Below are 16,071 nucleotides of genomic sequence, written 5' to 3'. Positions count from 1 at the left end.
TTTTCCTTAGAACAGATCACTTTTGTTTTTCAACAAGTCTTCGACGTCTTTATCGACCTTAATATGAATTTCATGCTCAATTTTGACATTCATATTGATAGTGATAGGTGTGGATGGCGCGGCTAATTCAATTCTTGGTACGCAGCCACTCAGCAATAAACTACTGGCGACTAATCCTGCCATTGCAGCGTTTAGGGATGTCATTAAGGCTTCCTCACTTCGTTATCCTTGCTTGCAGCGGCATCCGGCAATTCGACTTGCTGTTGCAACCACTCTTGTAAATTGTCACCGAAACGCAAACTGCGCCACAGCTGATAAATATTTTCCTGGTGGGTATAGTTAAGAATGATTTCCCGATTTTTATGGTCAGTATTATTCAGGCCATCAATCTGCGCGCTCATGGTTAACTCGCCCAAATTATCCAAATCAACGCGAGCATGCGTACGATGAATTTCCAGATAGCGCAGCCACTCCACCACCATACGATTGGCCATATTGGCGCTCGCCATCGCCTCGGCAAACTGTGGATCAAGGCGCAGTGTCAAGCCACCATCGTTCGCAATCCATCCATTATGCACCAGCCATTTAGGGTCATCGATATATAACGGTAGTTCACCGTTAATACGACCAGACATCGCCAACTGTTTTGGTTTTAATGCGGTAAATAGTTCGCTGAGATCGACTTTTTGCAGTTTTAGCACCGCCGGTTGGTGCTGAGGTACCCGTAACGATGACAATCCAACGTGTCCTCCGAGCATATCAACACCGAGGTTATTCAAGGTTAGAGGCGATGAATCGGTTGGCGGATACTGCCCTTGTAAATCTGCGGTAATGTTTTGCATCTTAAACAGATTATTTACTTCACCAATGCGCAAAGTAATTGGTCGTTTACCCCCCAACTGCCAGCGCTGATTCTTCAGGCGATAAGATAAGGAGAAGTCCACTCCGCTTACATCGCCCTCTTTTAGCCACATTGAACCATTTTTAACGACCCAATGGCCGCCGGCCATAAACCCTTGTCCACGAGCGGCGGAAAAAGCAGATTGTGCATAAAAATTGCCGTTGCCTAATTTGATTTTCAAATCAGGCGGCAATAAGGTTTGAAATGCACTTAACGCTTGCTTCGGCCACCAGCCTTCCCCACGCAGGCGTTCACCGTCCCAACTCCCCATCAAACGAATGGGGCCAATCGGATCGGCCTGTAACGAGCCTTTCATCGCAAAACGTTGTGGGTTAATGCCTTTAATTTGCAATAACAGCTCGGCTGCTGGAATATAACTACCGTTATTGAAGGCGATACGTGGCGCAACCAATTTGATTTCACCGTTGAGTGACGGGGGCAGCGTTGTTACTTGTTCGACGTTAGTCTCAGCAGGTTTGGGGTTGTTGAGTAACGGGCGTTGCCACACCAGCGGCTGTTGCAATGTAAGACGTGGTTTGCTGACATCAACCAGGCCATAACGCAGACGATCAAAGCCTGTTGATAGCGCAGTCAACGTCACCCGTTCATCCTGCCAGTTACCTTTGCCTGCCATATCCCATTTTCCCCCCAGCGGAGGCAAACGTCCGTCCCCCCAATAGTTGAAGTCCCAGCGGCCCTGATCGAGCCAAAATTGCTGAGATTTACCATCCAGATGCAAACTAAATTGTCCCCAATAACTATCCTTTGCACGCACAATTGCCTGCAACGGCCCGCTGACACCCTGTGGCGTGATTTTAACGCCTGCGAGCGGCCAACGCGCATCCTGTAAGGTAAAGCTCTTGGTGGGTTGGCCCCACGCACGTAGCAATGCGCCGCTATGTAACGCCACTTCTGGACTGAGGATTGAGCCGGTGAGCGTACCGGGGAAAGAGGCACTGAGCGACAACGCCGGAAGATTGGCTTGTCCAGTTAACTGGAAATCGAGATTGCTTTGTAGCAGGCCAAGTTTACCCGGACCCAACGTCAACACCGCATTCCCTTTACCATTGTGTCCTTGGGTTAACACATTTAACCGCGCGCTAAGTGTGGTTTGATTAAATGCCTCATTCCAATCAGCCAGTGTGAGATTAACCCCACCGGAAAGCGGTTGTTGCGCATAAGGCCAGTGCCATTGACCTTGACTAATCTGAACTTGCTTATCACTCAACTGCCACGGCAAAACGGCAAGCGGTTGCGAACTGCCCTTTTCACTCAAGGTTAATTGGCCTTGGGTCTGCTGCCAGTGCAAAGTCGCTGTCAAAGGCTTAGCGACCAGCGAGGTTTGCATTTCACCTTGCAAATCACCCGTTGGCGGCAACGTATTAAATGTCGCAGGCAGTTGCAGTTGACCACTTAATGTCAACGGCTCTGTCGAACCAGCAGGCGTCAACGTGAAACTATTGAGCGTCAGTTGCTGTTGTTCCAGGGTCGCATTCAAGTTAAGTACATCACCCTGATAACGTAATTTCTGCGTTTTGCCATCGTTATCAAACGCTACACTGCCGGCATAGATCTGCCACGGCGCGATGGTGAGTTTATCGATAACGACTTCACCCAGTGGCAAAGTGTTTTGCAATTGCGAGAGTGAAAGTGCCGGTCCCTTTTCGTCGCTCGCAGGTAACTGGCTAAAGCAGGTGCTATCTACGGTTAATCCCGCCGCTGCCAGACGCCATTGCCGAGCGTTGTGTTGTAGGCTGACTCCATCGGCCTGCGCTAAAATGCAATCACCGGCGAGATAAGTCAGCGACGGCAGTTGCCATTGACCATTAGACCAATTGGGAGTGGCGGCAAGACGTAAACTCGTTCCCGCCGGCAGCCAGTGTTTGGCCACGCTGGGTAACCACTGTGGCAGGCTTTTCCATAAGATAATCACCACCAGCAACAAGATTGCCAGCACAGCCAGCAATGTTAGGGCGATATATTTTAATCCTTTTCTCATGCCATGCCTTGTTCTTGAGTCTTACGCGCTATTGGAACGGGCCAAGATTATTCGGCCGACTGCCATAAGATAGCATATTGCCAGCTATTTTGAGGTTCTTAGCCCGGACAAATGTCTGGCAACATAGCGGAATAGCGAAAATTATTAATCACTTGCTGGTGCTCGCCACGGCAATGATTTGTCTGACTCGCTCTGGTCTGTTAATTTTAGTCACTACAATCAACTATTCTAAAATAAGTCATATATTGCCGGAGCATATTCAATGAAATTGGCGATTTACAGCACCAAGAATTACGACAAAAAATACCTTGAACTCGTTAATAAACAATATGGTTTCCAGCTTGAGTTTTTTGATTTCCTGCTAACGCCACAAACTGCCTCCACGGCGGCGGGTTGTGATGCAGTATGCCTATTTGTTAATGATGATGGCAGCCGTGACGTCCTCAAAGTGCTCGCTTCTTTAGGCATTAAAATTCTGGCATTACGTTGTGCAGGGTTTAATAACGTCGATTTGCAAGCAGCAAAAGAATTTGGCATCCAAGTAGTACGCGTGCCGGCTTACTCGCCGGAAGCGGTCGCCGAGCACGCGGTTGGCATGATGATGTGTCTTAATCGCCATATTCACCGCGCCTACCAACGGACGCGAGAAGCCAATTTCTCTCTCGAAGGATTGATTGGGTTTAACATGTATCAGCGCACCGCCGGCATTATCGGCAGCGGCAAAATTGGCCTGGCAACGATGCGTATTCTCAAAGGTTTTGGTATGCGCGTCTTAGCTTATGACCCTTACCCAAGCCCGTTAGCACTGGAATTAGGCGTAGAATATGTTGATTTAGCCACCTTGTATGCAGAGTCAAACATCATCTCTTTGCATTGCCCGTTAACGCCCGAAAACCACCATATGCTCAATAAAACGGCCTTTGAGCAGATGCAAGATGGCGTGATGATTATTAATACCAGTCGAGGTGGATTGCTCGATGCAACGGCAGCAATCGATGCATTGAAGAAGCAGAAAATTGGGGCATTGGGTATGGATGTTTATGAGAATGAGCGCGACTTATTCTTTGAAGATAATTCAAACGAAGTGGTACTTGATGATGTATTCCGCCGCCTCTCTTCTTGTCACAACGTGTTATTTACCGGACATCAGGCATTTCTGACCAGCGATGCATTGACCAGTATTTCACAAACCACGCTGCTGAATATTTCGCAATTAGTGAAGGGTGAAACCTGCCCTAATGTGTTGACAATATAATTAAGTTTTCCAGACATTACTTTTCATAATAGTGGCTATACTGCGCGGGAATTGGCATTACTCGGTTTCACCTGGCGATTTAACGGCGGGTGAAACCTGGAATTTTCTTCAGGAGCGAAGATGAAAAAGAACATTATTCTGGCCGCTGTTGCAGCCTTGACACTGAGTGCCTGTAGCATGAGCAAACCTTCACCGTCTGACAAAGCTGCCGCGGTGGATCACCCACCTGCTATCACCGCACAAGACCTGCAACACCATCGCTATGAATTAATCAGTGTTGATGGAGAAGCCGTTAATTCTGCTCAGCCGCGCCCAGGTCCAACTATAGAGTTTGGTGAAAAAATGCATGTTTCAGGTGGGATGTGTAATCGCTTTATGGGGCAAGGCGAGCTGCAAAACAGCGTGCTGACGGTGAAACAGTTAGCCTCAACCATGATGCTGTGCAACGATAAGCAACTCAACAAGTGGGATCAGCTGATTGGCGAAGTACTGGCGAATGGCGCTAAGGTCACTTTGCAGAATAACCAATTAACCCTGACGCAAGGCAAGCATCAACTGGTTTATCAGACAAAAGATCTGGTCAATTAATTCGTGGTTTAATCCGCAACAATAGCCAAAGGGCAGCGAGAGGCTTTAATCCGCTGCCTGTGCGAATACCCGGCTAGATTAGCTCGCGCTACAAGCTCCGCTCATCAAGGCCGATTCGCTACAGCGACGGCCATTAGCCATCTGGCACATTCCCACCGAGCTACCGTCGAGTTGACGCGCTAGACGCAGTTGACCGCCGATCAGCGAACAACTTGCCGCAACCGGACCTTCAAGATTGACGACATGCTGACCAATATTCACGCTATTACCCTGCTGAGGAACTTCAGCGGTGTCGTGATTACTACAAGCCGCTAACATCAGCGTGCCTGCTGCCAGTAACAAACGTAACGCAGTTTTCATCAATCCTACTCCTGGATTATCGGCGGGGAAATTTTCGCAGCGGTCATCATAGCTGAGCTTTTCCGTCAACGTCGACCCTTGAAAGGTGATTTTTTCGGACTAATCCGCAAAAAAAGCCCAAATACCCCTGCACACAATCATGATAAGCCGCCCTTTTTGGCTCTGTTAGACTTTTTGGCAGTTGATCTCGCGGCCTCTACCTCGAGATCGTTATCTGTTTGCAAGGAACTGTCGCCCATGATCACCACCGATGCTAATAATGCTGTCGCCTCTGTGGCCTATCGCCTGAATGAAGTTATCGCCATCTATCCCATCACACCAAGCTCAACCATGGCAGAAATTGCCGGAGCCTGGTCAGGTGAGGGCCGCAAAAATCTGTGGGGCGATGTGCCACAAGTGATGGAGATGCAATCTGAAGCAGGTGCGATCGCAACCGTACATGGCGCATTACAAACCGGTGCACTAGCGACAACGTTTACTTCTTCGCAGGGATTGTTACTGATGATCCCCACGCTCTACAAACTGGCCGGTGAACTGACGCCCTTTGTATTGCACGTTGCCGCACGTACCGTTGCTACCCATGCGCTGTCTATTTTTGGCGATCACAGCGATGTGATGGCGGTACGGCAAACTGGTTGCGCCCTGCTTTGCGCCAGTAGTGTGCAGGAAGCACAAGATTTTGCTTTAATCTCACAAGTGGCCTCACTTCATAGTCGGATACCTTTTATTCATTTCTTTGATGGTTTCCGCACCTCGCATGAAATTAATAAAATCGAACCGTTGAGTGACGATACGCTGGAGCAGTTATTACCACAGGCACAAATTGACGCCCACCGCGCCCACGCTTTAACGCCTGATAATCCAGTAGTACGCGGTACGTCGGCTAACCCAGATACGTATTTCCAATCTCGCGAGGCAACAAATCCTTGGTATAACCAAACTTATCAGCATGTTGAACAGGCGATGAGTGCCTTTGCAGGCTTGACAGGTCGTCGCTATCAACCCTTTGAATATTATGGCGCGGCCGATGCACAACGGATAATTATCGTGATGGGGTCGGCAGTAGGCACCTGCGAAGAAGTCGTGGACCATCTCATCTCCTGCGGCGAAAAAGTTGGCGTGCTAAAGGTACGACTCTATCGCCCATTCAGCGCCGAACATTTATTAGCCTGTCTGCCAGACACTGCCAGCCATATTGCAGTGCTTGACCGCACTAAAGAACCCGGTGCATTAGCAGAACCGTTATATCTGGATGTGATGACCGCGTTAGGCGAGGCTTACAGTCGCGGTGAGCGCAGCACTATGCCGCGCGTGATTGGCGGACGTTACGGGCTATCATCCAAAGAGTTTGGCCCCGATTGTGTATTAGCAATCTTTGATGAGTTGCAGCTTGCCGCACCACGCCCACGCTTTACGGTTGGCATTTACGACGATGTCACCGGTCTTTCTTTGCCGCAAAGCGATAAAACAATACCCGCACAAGCGTCATTGGAAGCGCTGTTTTATGGATTAGGCAGCGATGGTTCAGTTTCTGCCACCAAGAACAACATTAAAATCATCGGCAATAATACCCCGCTCAATGCGCAGGGCTATTTTGTCTATGACTCGAAAAAAGCCGGTGGATTAACCGTTTCTCACTTGCGGGTCAGCGAGCAGCCGATCAAGTCTGCTTATCTGGTCAGCCAGGCGCATTTCGTTGCCTGCCATCAATGGCAATTTATCGATTTATACCAAATGGCAGAAAGGCTGCGCCCGCAAGGGATCTTCCTGCTCAATACGCCATTTAGTGCCGATGAAGTGTGGCAGCGCTTACCGCTGGAAGTGCAATCGGTATTGCATCAGCGTCAAGCCAAACTGTTCGTGATTAATGCCGCCAAAATTGCCCGAGAATGTCGTTTGGGCGCACGTATTAATACTGTGATGCAAATGGCCTTTTTCCACCTGACACAAATCTTGCCCGGTGATGAAGCCCCCCGCCATCTGCAAGAGGCTATTTCTCGAAGCTACGGTAATAAAGGCCAGGAAGTGGTTGAGCGTAACTGCCAGGCGCTGAACGCCACGCTTGAACAACTGGTTGAAGTGCCGCTACAAGCCATTCCAGAGTCTGGGCATAAACGCCCGCCGATTGTCTCCGACCACGCGCCAGATTTTGTCAAAACCGTCACCGCCGCCATGCTGGCTGGCCTTGGCGATACCCTGCCGGTATCGGCCTTTCCGCCGGATGGCACTTGGCCGACGGGCACTACGCAATGGGAAAAACGCAATATTGCCGAGGCGGTGCCTATCTGGCAGCCAGATCTCTGTACGCAATGCAATCACTGTGTTGCCGCCTGCCCACATTCGGCTATCCGGGCCAAAGTAGTTCAGCCCGAAGCGCTGGAGAATGCACCAGCAACGTTGCAATCGCTAGACGTTAAAGCCCGGGACATGCGCGGTCAAAAATATGTCTTGCAGGTGGCCCCGGAAGATTGCACCGGCTGTAATCTCTGTGTTGAAGTTTGCCCGGCTAAAGACCGCCAGGATCCGCAGATTAAAGCCATTAACATGGCCGACCGTATCGAGAATTTGGACACTGAGAAAGCGCATTACGACTTCTTCTTGCAGTTGCCAGAAATCGACGTAAGTCAGTTAGAGCGCATTGATATCCGTACCTCGCAGCTGATTTCGCCACTGTTTGAATATTCCGGTGCCTGTTCTGGCTGTGGTGAAACGCCATATATCAAGCTGTTGACCCAGCTTTACGGCGACAGATTGCTGATTGCCAATGCCACCGGCTGTTCATCTATCTATGGCGGTAACCTGCCTTCTACGCCTTATACCAAAAATGCCGAAGGGCGCGGCCCGGCTTGGGCTAACTCCCTATTTGAAGATAACGCCGAATTTGGTCTTGGCTTCCGCCTGACTGTCGATCAACACCGCCGCCGCGTGTTGCGTCTGCTGGAAAGCGTCTCTGAACATGTTCCGGCTGAACTATTAGGCAGCTTGCGCGATGAACGTTTAGGCGTGGATGATAAACGCCGGGCGATTACCGCTTTGCGTACCTTGCTACAGGACGTCAATACGCCGGATGCACGCCAGCTAGCAACCGATGCTGATTATCTGGTAGATAAGTCGATTTGGCTGATTGGCGGTGACGGCTGGGCTTACGATATTGGTTTTGGTGGTTTGGACCACGTACTTAGTCTGACCGAAAACGTTAATGTGCTAGTACTCGATACCCAATGTTATTCCAACACCGGCGGCCAACAATCCAAAGCCACGCCGCTTGGCGCAGTGACCAAGTTTGGTGAGCAAGGTAAGCGTAAGGCACGTAAAGATTTGGGCGTCAGCATGATGATGTACGGTCATGTTTATGTGGCGCAAATCTCGCTCGGTGCGCAGCTTAATCAAACGGTGAAAGCGATTCAGGAAGCTGAAGCCTATCCGGGGCCATCGCTGATTATTGCTTACAGCCCGTGCGAAGAGCATGGCTATGATCTGGCGTTAAGCCATGACCAGATGAAGCAGTTGACTGCCACCGGGTTCTGGCCGCTTTATCGCTTTGATCCACGTCGTAGTGAGGAAGGTAAGGCTGCGCTGGCGCTGGATTCTCGCCCACCGAATAGCAATCTGACGGAAACGCTGAATAAAGAGCAGCGCTTCCGCCGATTGAACGCCCAGCAACCCGAGGTTGCCGAGATGTTGTATCAAGCTGCCGAAAAAGACCTGCAGCAAAAATACGACTTCCTGGCGATGCTGGCAGGTAAAAGCCCGGCACCTGAGAGGGAATAAGCTAAACTTACTGCGCTTTTAACGCCGGATGTGGGGCCACAAAATCTGTGGTCCCAGCCGGTAATGAAGTCAACCAAGTGGCTTGCTCCGCTTCTAAAATTTCACCTTTACCGTCGTTTTTATGCTTCCCGCCATGGGTCGCCTCTGGCAAATTGAAAGAGGCACTCCTCACCTGTTGCTGGTAACGGGATTGCCCCAAGGCATTATCCGCCCAAGACAAGAATGGCACGATAATCACACTCACCCGGTCCAGACTCGGATATGGCCACGGGCGGTTATCATCAGTATAAGGCGCCATAAAATCGAGAGATTTAATTAAACTGCCGCCCTGTGGCGTTTGGTAATGCCAAACATCAACGCCCTCTTTTTGCGCCAGCACCGCCATCAACGTTACCGCCTGCAAATTAAAGTAGCTGTAATGGAAAGAACGGGTTCGCGCTAATTCCTGCGGTTGCGCGCCATCGGCGGCAAATTGCTTGTTAAGCTTATGCTCAAGCAACTGGGACATCTCTTTTATCACCTGCGGCTGCTTCAGATACCAGGCAATCCCTGCGACCTGCGTGCTGTACCAACTGCCGTGGTTATTCTCAGCATTACGCTCTTCGAGTGCCAGTTTATTACTCTGCAACCAGGTCATATATTGCTGCATCCACTGCTGCATTGATTGCTCATCCTGCGCCTGCCATGCGGCGTTACCACGCAGTAGTATCAATGAATCGACAATCCGTGTAGCAAAATAACGGCCGTCTAATACGCCATAGCTACGACCTGGAGCAATGCCGGGAATGCCTTGTGAGAAATTGAGGTTGGGATTCATCCGCGTTTCGGGATTGATAAACCAGGTTCGCAACATGCCGATCGCTTTATCCGCATAAGTCTGCTTGCCAGAGAAATACCAAGCTAAGGTGAGATTCTGTACATCTGAAGTAAACTGCGCGAGACGTACACCATCACTTTGCGCATTTTTGCTGGCCGGATTTACCTTGCCATCGCGGCGTACCCAAGGCAACCCATCCGCTTTTTTACTGTCCGGCCACCAATAAGGGCTGAGGCTTAAATAGTCATGCTTAGAGCCACTCGGGGGCGTCAACCCTTTGTCAGTCACGCTAGGATTAGGTTTAGTTAATGCGCCATCCGCCGCTTTGAGCAAATGTTGGTAAGCACTCTGCGTTTGTGAAGCCGCCTGCCCATCATGCAACTGCTGTTTGATAGCCGACAATTGCGCAGCCTGCATAAACGCCAGTTGCCCATCGGGATGCTCGGCAGCCAATAGCGGAAAACTCGCCATGCTTGCCAGCATGACGCCTGCCGCCAAACGGGATAAAGACAGCATATTGATGTATTTGTTTTTATAGCGCATATGGATTTCCAACGTTGTTTGATCTGATATGTCATCTTCAACCCAGGCAGTGGCTCGTTCCTGTTGTCTTTGACAACCTTAAGATAACGGTTATTTGTGAATAAAAAACGGTGAAATGATCAGATTTTTACGTTGAGAAACGTTGGTCAGCGCCCTTCCATCTGATAGCGCAGTACAAAGCTCGTCCATGAGTCGGCTAGCTTTAGTCAACACGGGTTCTTCATATATGGCGGGCATAACAATTACCCCCAGCAAGACTGGGGCTAATTATGAGTGTTATTTATTTAATTTGCGAAACGAATCCACGTTTTATTTCCTGCCCTTCTGCACTCAATACTTTGCCACCGGGAAACTCAACATTATCTTTTACCGTACGGCTTGAGTATTTACTTTTATGGCCAAGGCATTCTTGAGTATTATATTCATATGGACTATGAACATTGCCAACACCACCGCCATAATTTGTTGTGCTCACCGGACCAAAAGTCACATTTACTTTCGCAATTTTATCGCAACTTGGTGTCACAAATTGCGGATAGCCAGGTTTGTAATATAGATAATATTCACTAAATCCTACGCCTGAGTTTTTAATATCACCAACATACTCAGGTAAAGTCCACGTCCCAATATGAATTTTTCTTCCCGTTTCTTTTTCTTCTATTTCACCACTCCAGGTATGTGCTGCTAATTTATGGACTAAAATTTTATAGGTATAGCCATAGGTTGCAGGGATGACTGCGTAACAACTGACGCCTGGACCGCCGTCTGCCCCATGGCTACAGCGTTTATCGGTCGATGTTGAATTAGCGATAAAGGTAGAAAATATAGCTTTGAGATATTGTCGGCCTTTTCTATCGGGTTGCGGCTGAACACCTGTATAGGCGATACCGCCATTTTCCTCAGGCGTATCAAAATAAAACTGCTGGGCGAAATAAGTGCCTCTGGCATGCAAGGTTTCATTATTTACAGTAAATCTAAACGTTATATCCGTTAACTTTCCACCAGGTGGATAATGACCAATGAAATTATGTATGTCCCATGACACCAGTACATTCCCTGCATTCACATAACTCGAATGCGCTTGTACAACGCTAACATGCAGAACACTGTTCAATAGAAGAGAAAATGAAATAACTATTTTCACTACTTTTATTTTTTTAATAAAAAATCCAAGCATTGTTGATTTATCCTTAAATCCATCCAACTGACCAAAGAGTTATTAATCTTACCTGCTAAAAAATAAAAATCCATTTCTTAATCATTATATAACGAGGCAATGAGTGGCATATTCGTATATAGGAGGCACATTGATTGGTTGTCGTAAAATATCCAAGGTAACTGCAACAATTGCATACAGTTACCTTTAACAATTATTTAATCAGTCACTGGTTAACCCAGACCAAGCGCGAGCTACAACTTTAGAAACAATAACAGCCGGTAAAGCTTTGACGGATTGCGCAATATCACGCGCCTTATCATTAACCCCGGCGACGGTATCTGAACCGCTTGAATAATTATATTCCGCCGCAGGCAGGTCATAAACCTTACCATTCTCGCCTGTGATGGTTGTTTTGAATCCTTTGGCTTTCATTTTTGCATCAAGCTCAGCGTAATCATCAGCAGTGGCGTTGCGCAGCGCTATCCTGACGGTGAAGTTATCCATGTTAAGTCCTTCTCATCCATGTTGAAGAGTAAGAATAACACGGTTAACAAGCATCTAAATAGTTAAATAATTACATATGATTAGCTTTGTTTTTGGGAAAGAAAATTACACATTGATTTTCAGAATTTCGCTCTGTCATTGCCCACCCATATCAAATATGATCAGCTAGAAACATACCATGGAAAAGGAGTGTGCTTATGCTTGAACCCAGAGAAGGACTTCTCACATTTAGAGCGGAAGGGAATAATGATTCATCTAGCATGTATTACTCAAGGAAAATCCATTGGCCTGCTCAGTCTGCTGCTTGTACAAAAGCTGGTTCAGGAGTGACTATAGGGCGCGGTTATGATTTAGGTTAACGCCCTAAAAATGAGATTTTAAGCACTCTTTTGTCTGCTGGGTTGAGTAAAGAGCAGGTGGAGAAGTTGGTGAAAGGTTCTAGATTGCAAGGCTGCCAAGCTGATGAGTTTGTTAGAAAGAATAAACAAAATATAGGTGAAATCACCGAGTCACAGCAAAAGCAACTATTTGAAATAGTTTATAGGGAGTATGTTTCCCATGCTAGATACTTTTACGATAAAGTTAAAAATAACGCAAAGATTATTAATATCGTAACTTGGGAGAAATTACATCCAGTTTTAAAAGAAGTTTTAGTAGATATGGAATATCAAGGAGTTCTATATAGCAGCGCAATTCCAGTTTTTGGCACCAATAATAAAGATAATGTTATTAGATATATAAATAGTAAGCCTTTCCTATTTAACCATGACAAAAACAGAGGCAGAGTAAAACATATCAAGGATAATATGAAATGAAAAAGCTAATATTCACCCTCATTCTAATCATTCCCCAATTAACTTATTCAGATGATGAAGTCATTGATAATGATGCGTTAAACACAACCGTAACTGATGATGGTAGCAATGTTTTTTATAAAACTAAAAAAGTAAAAGATTGTTTTGCCATAACTGTATCAGCTGGGGTTCAAAACTGTATGTTAAGTCTTGCTGAGCAAGCAAAAAAAACATATGAAAAAGAATATGCTAATTTTATAAAAAAAATAAAGAAAAACCCAGGAAACAAATCGTACCTTTTAAACTACAAAGAATTCTTATTCTCTATAGAATCTGCGAAAAAAAACTGGGATATTTATGCTAAAGAAGATTGTTTAGCTAGAGCTTATCAAACAGAAAATAAAAGCTACGCCTTTTATACTGTTCAAGGAGCTTGTTTAACTTATTATTATGACAAAAGAGCTGAATATTATACTAAATATCAAAAAACGGATGAGTTAAACGTTAATTAATATTAAATTTATAGGGGCAGCAACAACTGGCTATCTCTATTTCTGCAAGTAATCTAATTTGTCCTGGTCGCTGATGATTCCTGCGCGGATACGAGAATGTTTTGTCCAGTTTTCTGCAGTGAGTTCGACTTGGTCGGCATTGCCCAAGCTGCTGGGGCCGGTACGAGCACAGCGACTGTTAACTACTCTGCATCGTAAGACGGAAATCATCTTTCATCACCGCGAATACGGAAAAACTGAAATGCAGCGACTACATTTCGTTTTTATGCCGCGTTCGGCTAAAGGTGAGCAAAAGACTTATTATTCTCTGTCGTCAATTGGCGCGCGCTGGAATGCTGTTGTAAAACTCGCTGGTATTCGGCGGCGTAATCCGTACCATACACGGCATACTTTTGCCTGCTGGTTGTTAACGGCTGGCGCTAACCCGTCTTTTATCGCTGATCGGATGGGGCATGACAATGCACAAATGGTCTACGAGATATATGGTAAGTGGATCGCAGAGATGAACGGGGAGCAAGTGAGCATGCTAAACGATAGATTGGTTATTTAATGCACTTTGCCTCAACTTTGCCCCTTTTGGTGTCTTACGGAAAATAAAATGCAAGAAAATCAATCAACTAATAAGAAAGAGCAGTACAACCTGAACAAATTGCAAAAACGCCTGCGTCGTGACGTAGGTAAAGCGATTGCTGACTTCGGCATGATTGAAGAAGGCGATCGTATTATGGTGTGTCTTTCCGGCGGGAAGGACAGTTACACCATGCTGGAAATTCTGCGTAACTTGCAGCAGAGCGCACCGGTAAACTTTACGCTGGTAGCGGTGAATCTGGATCAGAAACAACCGGGCTTCCCGGCGCATATCCTGCCGGCTTATCTTGAAGAGCAAGGTGTAGAGTATAAAATCGTCGAAGAAAATACCTACGCTATCGTTAAAGACAAGATCCCGGAAGGGAAAACAACGTGCTCGCTGTGTTCTCGCCTGCGCCGCGGTATTTTGTACCGTACAGCCACGGAGTTGGGTTGTACCAAGATTGCGCTGGGCCACCACCGCGATGATATTTTACAGACGTTGTTCCTGAATATGTTCTACGGCGGTAAGCTTAAAGGGATGCCACCGAAGTTGATGAGCGACGATGGCAAGCACATCGTTATTCGCCCGCTGGCTTACTGTCGTGAAAAAGATATCGAGCGCTTTGCCATTGCCCGTGAATATCCCATTATCCCTTGTAATCTGTGCGGCTCGCAGCCAAACCTGCAGCGTCAGGTGATTAGCGACATGCTTAAAGATTGGGATAAACGTTATCCTGGCCGTATCGAAACCATGTTCTCGGCCATGCAAAACGTTGTGCCTTCGCATCTTAATGACACCAATTTGTTTGATTTCAAAGCCATTCAACACGGTGGTGAAGTCATTGACGGTGGTGATATTGCCTTTGACCGTGAAGATATCCCGCTGCAACCGGTTGGCTGGCAAGCAGAAGAGGATTTTGCGGTAGAGCGTCTGGATATATTGCAAATTAAATAGCAGGCCGCTTCTCTTGTTAACGCGTTGAGCATCTAAACGTTGCCGTGCTTAAAAGCAAAAAACCCACAGCATTGTGGGTTTTTTATTTATCGGCTTATTGCACTATATCCTGCGAAACCCTGCAAACAAACAACACCCTACGAACAAACAACGCCAATGATTAACGACGTTGCTCGGTAAGATCGCTTGGCATCGCACCCTGCATGCTGTGCCAGATCGTTCCGCTCTTCTTTCCATAGGTGCGAACACAATCGACAACTTGATCAAATTGTTCAAGATGGCAGATTTCTGACAGTTTAAGGTAGAAGCTCTTAGCCAGCTCCCGCGCCTGCGGATTAGAGAAGTAATAACGCCCTACGCGTGTATAAAGCCCACGCAGTCCATTAATAATCAAACCGTAGATTGGATTGCCGGAGGCAAATGCTAAACCACGATAAATTCCATAATCGAGCGCGGCGAAAGCTTCTGCAGTGTCGTGAGTCTCTGCAGCCTGTGCTAATACCCGTTGTGTTTCTTGCGGATTGCTGCGCATAGCTTTACGAATAAAGATGGTTGCAATATTGGTACGTACAGAGAGTAAATTATCAATTAATTGCGGCACACTATCATGATCAAGTCTGGCTAACGTTTCCAGAATATTCAGGCCTGATGTTTCCCAAAAATTATTCACTTGTGTTGGTTTGCCATGTTGAATCGTCAACCAGCCATCACGAGCCAAGCGCTGTAGCACTTCTCGTAATGTTGTTCTGGTCACACCAATCAATTCAGAAAGCTCTCTTTCCGCCGGCAGAATAGAGCCAGGAGGGAAGCGACTATTCCAGATACTTTCAATAATGTACTCTTCGGCAAAACCTGCGGGACTCTGTGCCTTAATAACCATGTGTTTAATGTTCCGTTGAGATTTTCGAAGAAACGCATTTTATACCCAAGAAACTTCAAGTTGCAGGTAGGCGGCAACCGAGAAAATCCCCAGGAGCTTAGATAACTAAGTGACTGGGGTGAACGAGAGCAGCCAACACCCCTGCAACTTTAAGTACGCCGGGTATAATAAGATTAAATTTATCTCATCATACCAGATGGAAATCATAGGTTATAGCATGTACAAAGTTTAAAGTTTAAATTGTGTATTAGGCAACACTTTTCCTATAAATTTAGACAGTTACTAAGATTTTACTTATATAAGAAAAACGATATATTTACCGTCCACTCTCAGATCTAAATACGATATCAAATGGATTTCAGCCCTAAGATTTACCTTCGCTTGTTTCAAGTTGGGTGAATGCAGATCCAAATGAAGTGGCTACCGGGCAAGAGGCACTTACCTCACCGATAGTTAAGAATCA

Annotated in this window: 13 protein-coding genes and 1 pseudogene; 7 read left to right on the top strand and 7 right to left on the bottom strand. The window is 46.8% G+C overall.

Annotated features, from left to right (window positions below):
* Window positions 1–6 precede the first annotated feature (6 nt).
* Entirely contained in the window at window positions 7–204 is a 198-nt protein-coding gene (locus ACL9RG_RS02890; RefSeq protein WP_422791048.1) for a YnbE family lipoprotein, read from the bottom strand.
* Complete coding sequence (locus ACL9RG_RS02885) at window positions 204–2,900, bottom strand: YdbH family protein (RefSeq protein ID WP_422791047.1); 2,697 nt, start codon at window positions 2,898–2,900, stop codon at window positions 204–206. The genes ACL9RG_RS02890 and ACL9RG_RS02885 overlap by 1 nt, the downstream gene beginning before the upstream one ends.
* 262 nt (window positions 2,901–3,162) lie before the next feature.
* On the opposite strand from ACL9RG_RS02885, the gene ACL9RG_RS02880 reads away from it, so the two are divergent.
* Window positions 3,163–4,155: a 2-hydroxyacid dehydrogenase gene (locus ACL9RG_RS02880; protein ID WP_422791046.1), complete on the top strand. Its 993-nt coding sequence runs from the start codon at window positions 3,163–3,165 to the stop codon at window positions 4,153–4,155.
* 120 nt (window positions 4,156–4,275) lie between these two features.
* Complete coding sequence (hslJ, locus tag ACL9RG_RS02875) at window positions 4,276–4,743, top strand: heat shock protein HslJ (RefSeq protein ID WP_422791045.1); 468 nt, start codon at window positions 4,276–4,278, stop codon at window positions 4,741–4,743.
* 78 nt (window positions 4,744–4,821) lie between these two features.
* On the opposite strand, the gene ACL9RG_RS02870 is transcribed toward hslJ, so the two are convergent.
* The gene (locus tag ACL9RG_RS02870; protein ID WP_422791044.1) at window positions 4,822–5,103 is read right to left on the bottom strand and encodes a DUF333 domain-containing protein; all 282 of its coding nucleotides are present in this window, start codon (window positions 5,101–5,103) and stop codon (window positions 4,822–4,824) included.
* 237 nt (window positions 5,104–5,340) lie between these two features.
* On the opposite strand from ACL9RG_RS02870, the gene nifJ reads away from it, so the two are divergent.
* Window positions 5,341–8,874, top strand: coding sequence for a pyruvate:ferredoxin (flavodoxin) oxidoreductase (gene nifJ / locus ACL9RG_RS02865; RefSeq protein WP_422791043.1), 3,534 nt, complete (start codon window positions 5,341–5,343; stop codon window positions 8,872–8,874).
* A gap of 7 nt (window positions 8,875–8,881) precedes the next feature.
* Here nifJ and ACL9RG_RS02860 read toward each other — a convergent pair whose 3' ends face one another.
* From ACL9RG_RS02860 to ACL9RG_RS02850, 3 genes are all read right to left on the bottom strand, one after another.
* Window positions 8,882–10,234, bottom strand: a complete 1,353-nt coding sequence (locus tag ACL9RG_RS02860; RefSeq protein ID WP_422791042.1) for an alginate lyase family protein — start codon at window positions 10,232–10,234, stop codon at window positions 8,882–8,884.
* A gap of 280 nt (window positions 10,235–10,514) precedes the next feature.
* On the bottom strand, window positions 10,515–11,411 hold the full coding sequence (locus tag ACL9RG_RS02855) for a hypothetical protein (RefSeq protein WP_422791041.1): 897 nt from the start codon (window positions 11,409–11,411) through the stop codon (window positions 10,515–10,517).
* Between the two features lie 201 nt (window positions 11,412–11,612).
* Window positions 11,613–11,897, bottom strand: a complete 285-nt coding sequence (locus ACL9RG_RS02850; protein WP_422791040.1) for a DUF2622 domain-containing protein — start codon at window positions 11,895–11,897, stop codon at window positions 11,613–11,615.
* 428 nt (window positions 11,898–12,325) lie between these two features.
* Between ACL9RG_RS02850 and ACL9RG_RS02845 the strand changes: the two genes are divergently transcribed.
* The 4 genes and pseudogenes from ACL9RG_RS02845 (at window position 12,326) to ttcA (ending at window position 14,728) form a co-directional block, all read left to right on the top strand.
* Window positions 12,326–12,712, top strand: a complete 387-nt coding sequence (locus tag ACL9RG_RS02845; protein WP_422791039.1) for a hypothetical protein — start codon at window positions 12,326–12,328, stop codon at window positions 12,710–12,712.
* Complete coding sequence (locus ACL9RG_RS02840) at window positions 12,709–13,203, top strand: hypothetical protein (protein ID WP_422791038.1); 495 nt, start codon at window positions 12,709–12,711, stop codon at window positions 13,201–13,203. Before ACL9RG_RS02845 ends, ACL9RG_RS02840 begins: the two co-directional genes overlap by 4 nt.
* A 169-nt stretch (window positions 13,204–13,372) precedes the next feature.
* Window positions 13,373–13,753 (top strand): annotated as a pseudogene (locus ACL9RG_RS02835) (tyrosine-type recombinase/integrase); the annotation flags it as partial.
* A 48-nt stretch (window positions 13,754–13,801) separates the two neighbouring features.
* Window positions 13,802–14,728, top strand: a complete 927-nt coding sequence (ttcA, locus tag ACL9RG_RS02830; protein WP_422791037.1) for a tRNA 2-thiocytidine(32) synthetase TtcA — start codon at window positions 13,802–13,804, stop codon at window positions 14,726–14,728.
* Between the two features lie 160 nt (window positions 14,729–14,888).
* Here the strand turns inward: ttcA and fadR are convergent, their stop codons facing one another.
* Entirely contained in the window at window positions 14,889–15,608 is a 720-nt protein-coding gene (gene fadR / locus ACL9RG_RS02825) for a fatty acid metabolism transcriptional regulator FadR (RefSeq protein ID WP_422791036.1), read from the bottom strand.
* Window positions 15,609–16,071: the final 463 nt, after the last annotated feature.

Origin of the sequence: Rouxiella sp. Mn2063 (genome assembly GCF_049319665.1) — a bacterium.
Lineage (GTDB): Bacteria > Pseudomonadota > Gammaproteobacteria > Enterobacterales > Enterobacteriaceae > JBMOUD01.
This window is presented reverse-complemented; position numbering and strand designations above follow the sequence as displayed.

Bases quoted from the DNA above. Each gene is read 5' to 3' on its own strand.
- ACL9RG_RS02855 (WP_422791041.1), bottom strand. From the start codon at position 11,411: ATGCTTGGATTTTTTATTAAAAAAATAAAAGTAGTGAAAATAGTTATT.
- ACL9RG_RS02890 (WP_422791048.1), bottom strand. From the start codon at position 204: ATGACATCCCTAAACGCTGCAATGGCAGGATTAGTCGCCAGTAGTTTA.
- ACL9RG_RS02885 (WP_422791047.1), bottom strand. From the start codon at position 2,900: ATGAGAAAAGGATTAAAATATATCGCCCTAACATTGCTGGCTGTGCTG.
- ACL9RG_RS02870 (WP_422791044.1), bottom strand. From the start codon at position 5,103: ATGAAAACTGCGTTACGTTTGTTACTGGCAGCAGGCACGCTGATGTTA.
- ACL9RG_RS02860 (WP_422791042.1), bottom strand. From the start codon at position 10,234: ATGCGCTATAAAAACAAATACATCAATATGCTGTCTTTATCCCGTTTG.
- ACL9RG_RS02840 (WP_422791038.1), top strand. From the start codon at position 12,709: ATGAAAAAGCTAATATTCACCCTCATTCTAATCATTCCCCAATTAACT.
- ACL9RG_RS02850 (WP_422791040.1), bottom strand. From the start codon at position 11,897: ATGGATAACTTCACCGTCAGGATAGCGCTGCGCAACGCCACTGCTGAT.
- ttcA (WP_422791037.1), top strand. From the start codon at position 13,802: ATGCAAGAAAATCAATCAACTAATAAGAAAGAGCAGTACAACCTGAAC.
- nifJ (WP_422791043.1), top strand. From the start codon at position 5,341: ATGATCACCACCGATGCTAATAATGCTGTCGCCTCTGTGGCCTATCGC.
- fadR (WP_422791036.1), bottom strand. From the start codon at position 15,608: ATGGTTATTAAGGCACAGAGTCCCGCAGGTTTTGCCGAAGAGTACATT.
- ACL9RG_RS02880 (WP_422791046.1), top strand. From the start codon at position 3,163: ATGAAATTGGCGATTTACAGCACCAAGAATTACGACAAAAAATACCTT.
- hslJ (WP_422791045.1), top strand. From the start codon at position 4,276: ATGAAAAAGAACATTATTCTGGCCGCTGTTGCAGCCTTGACACTGAGT.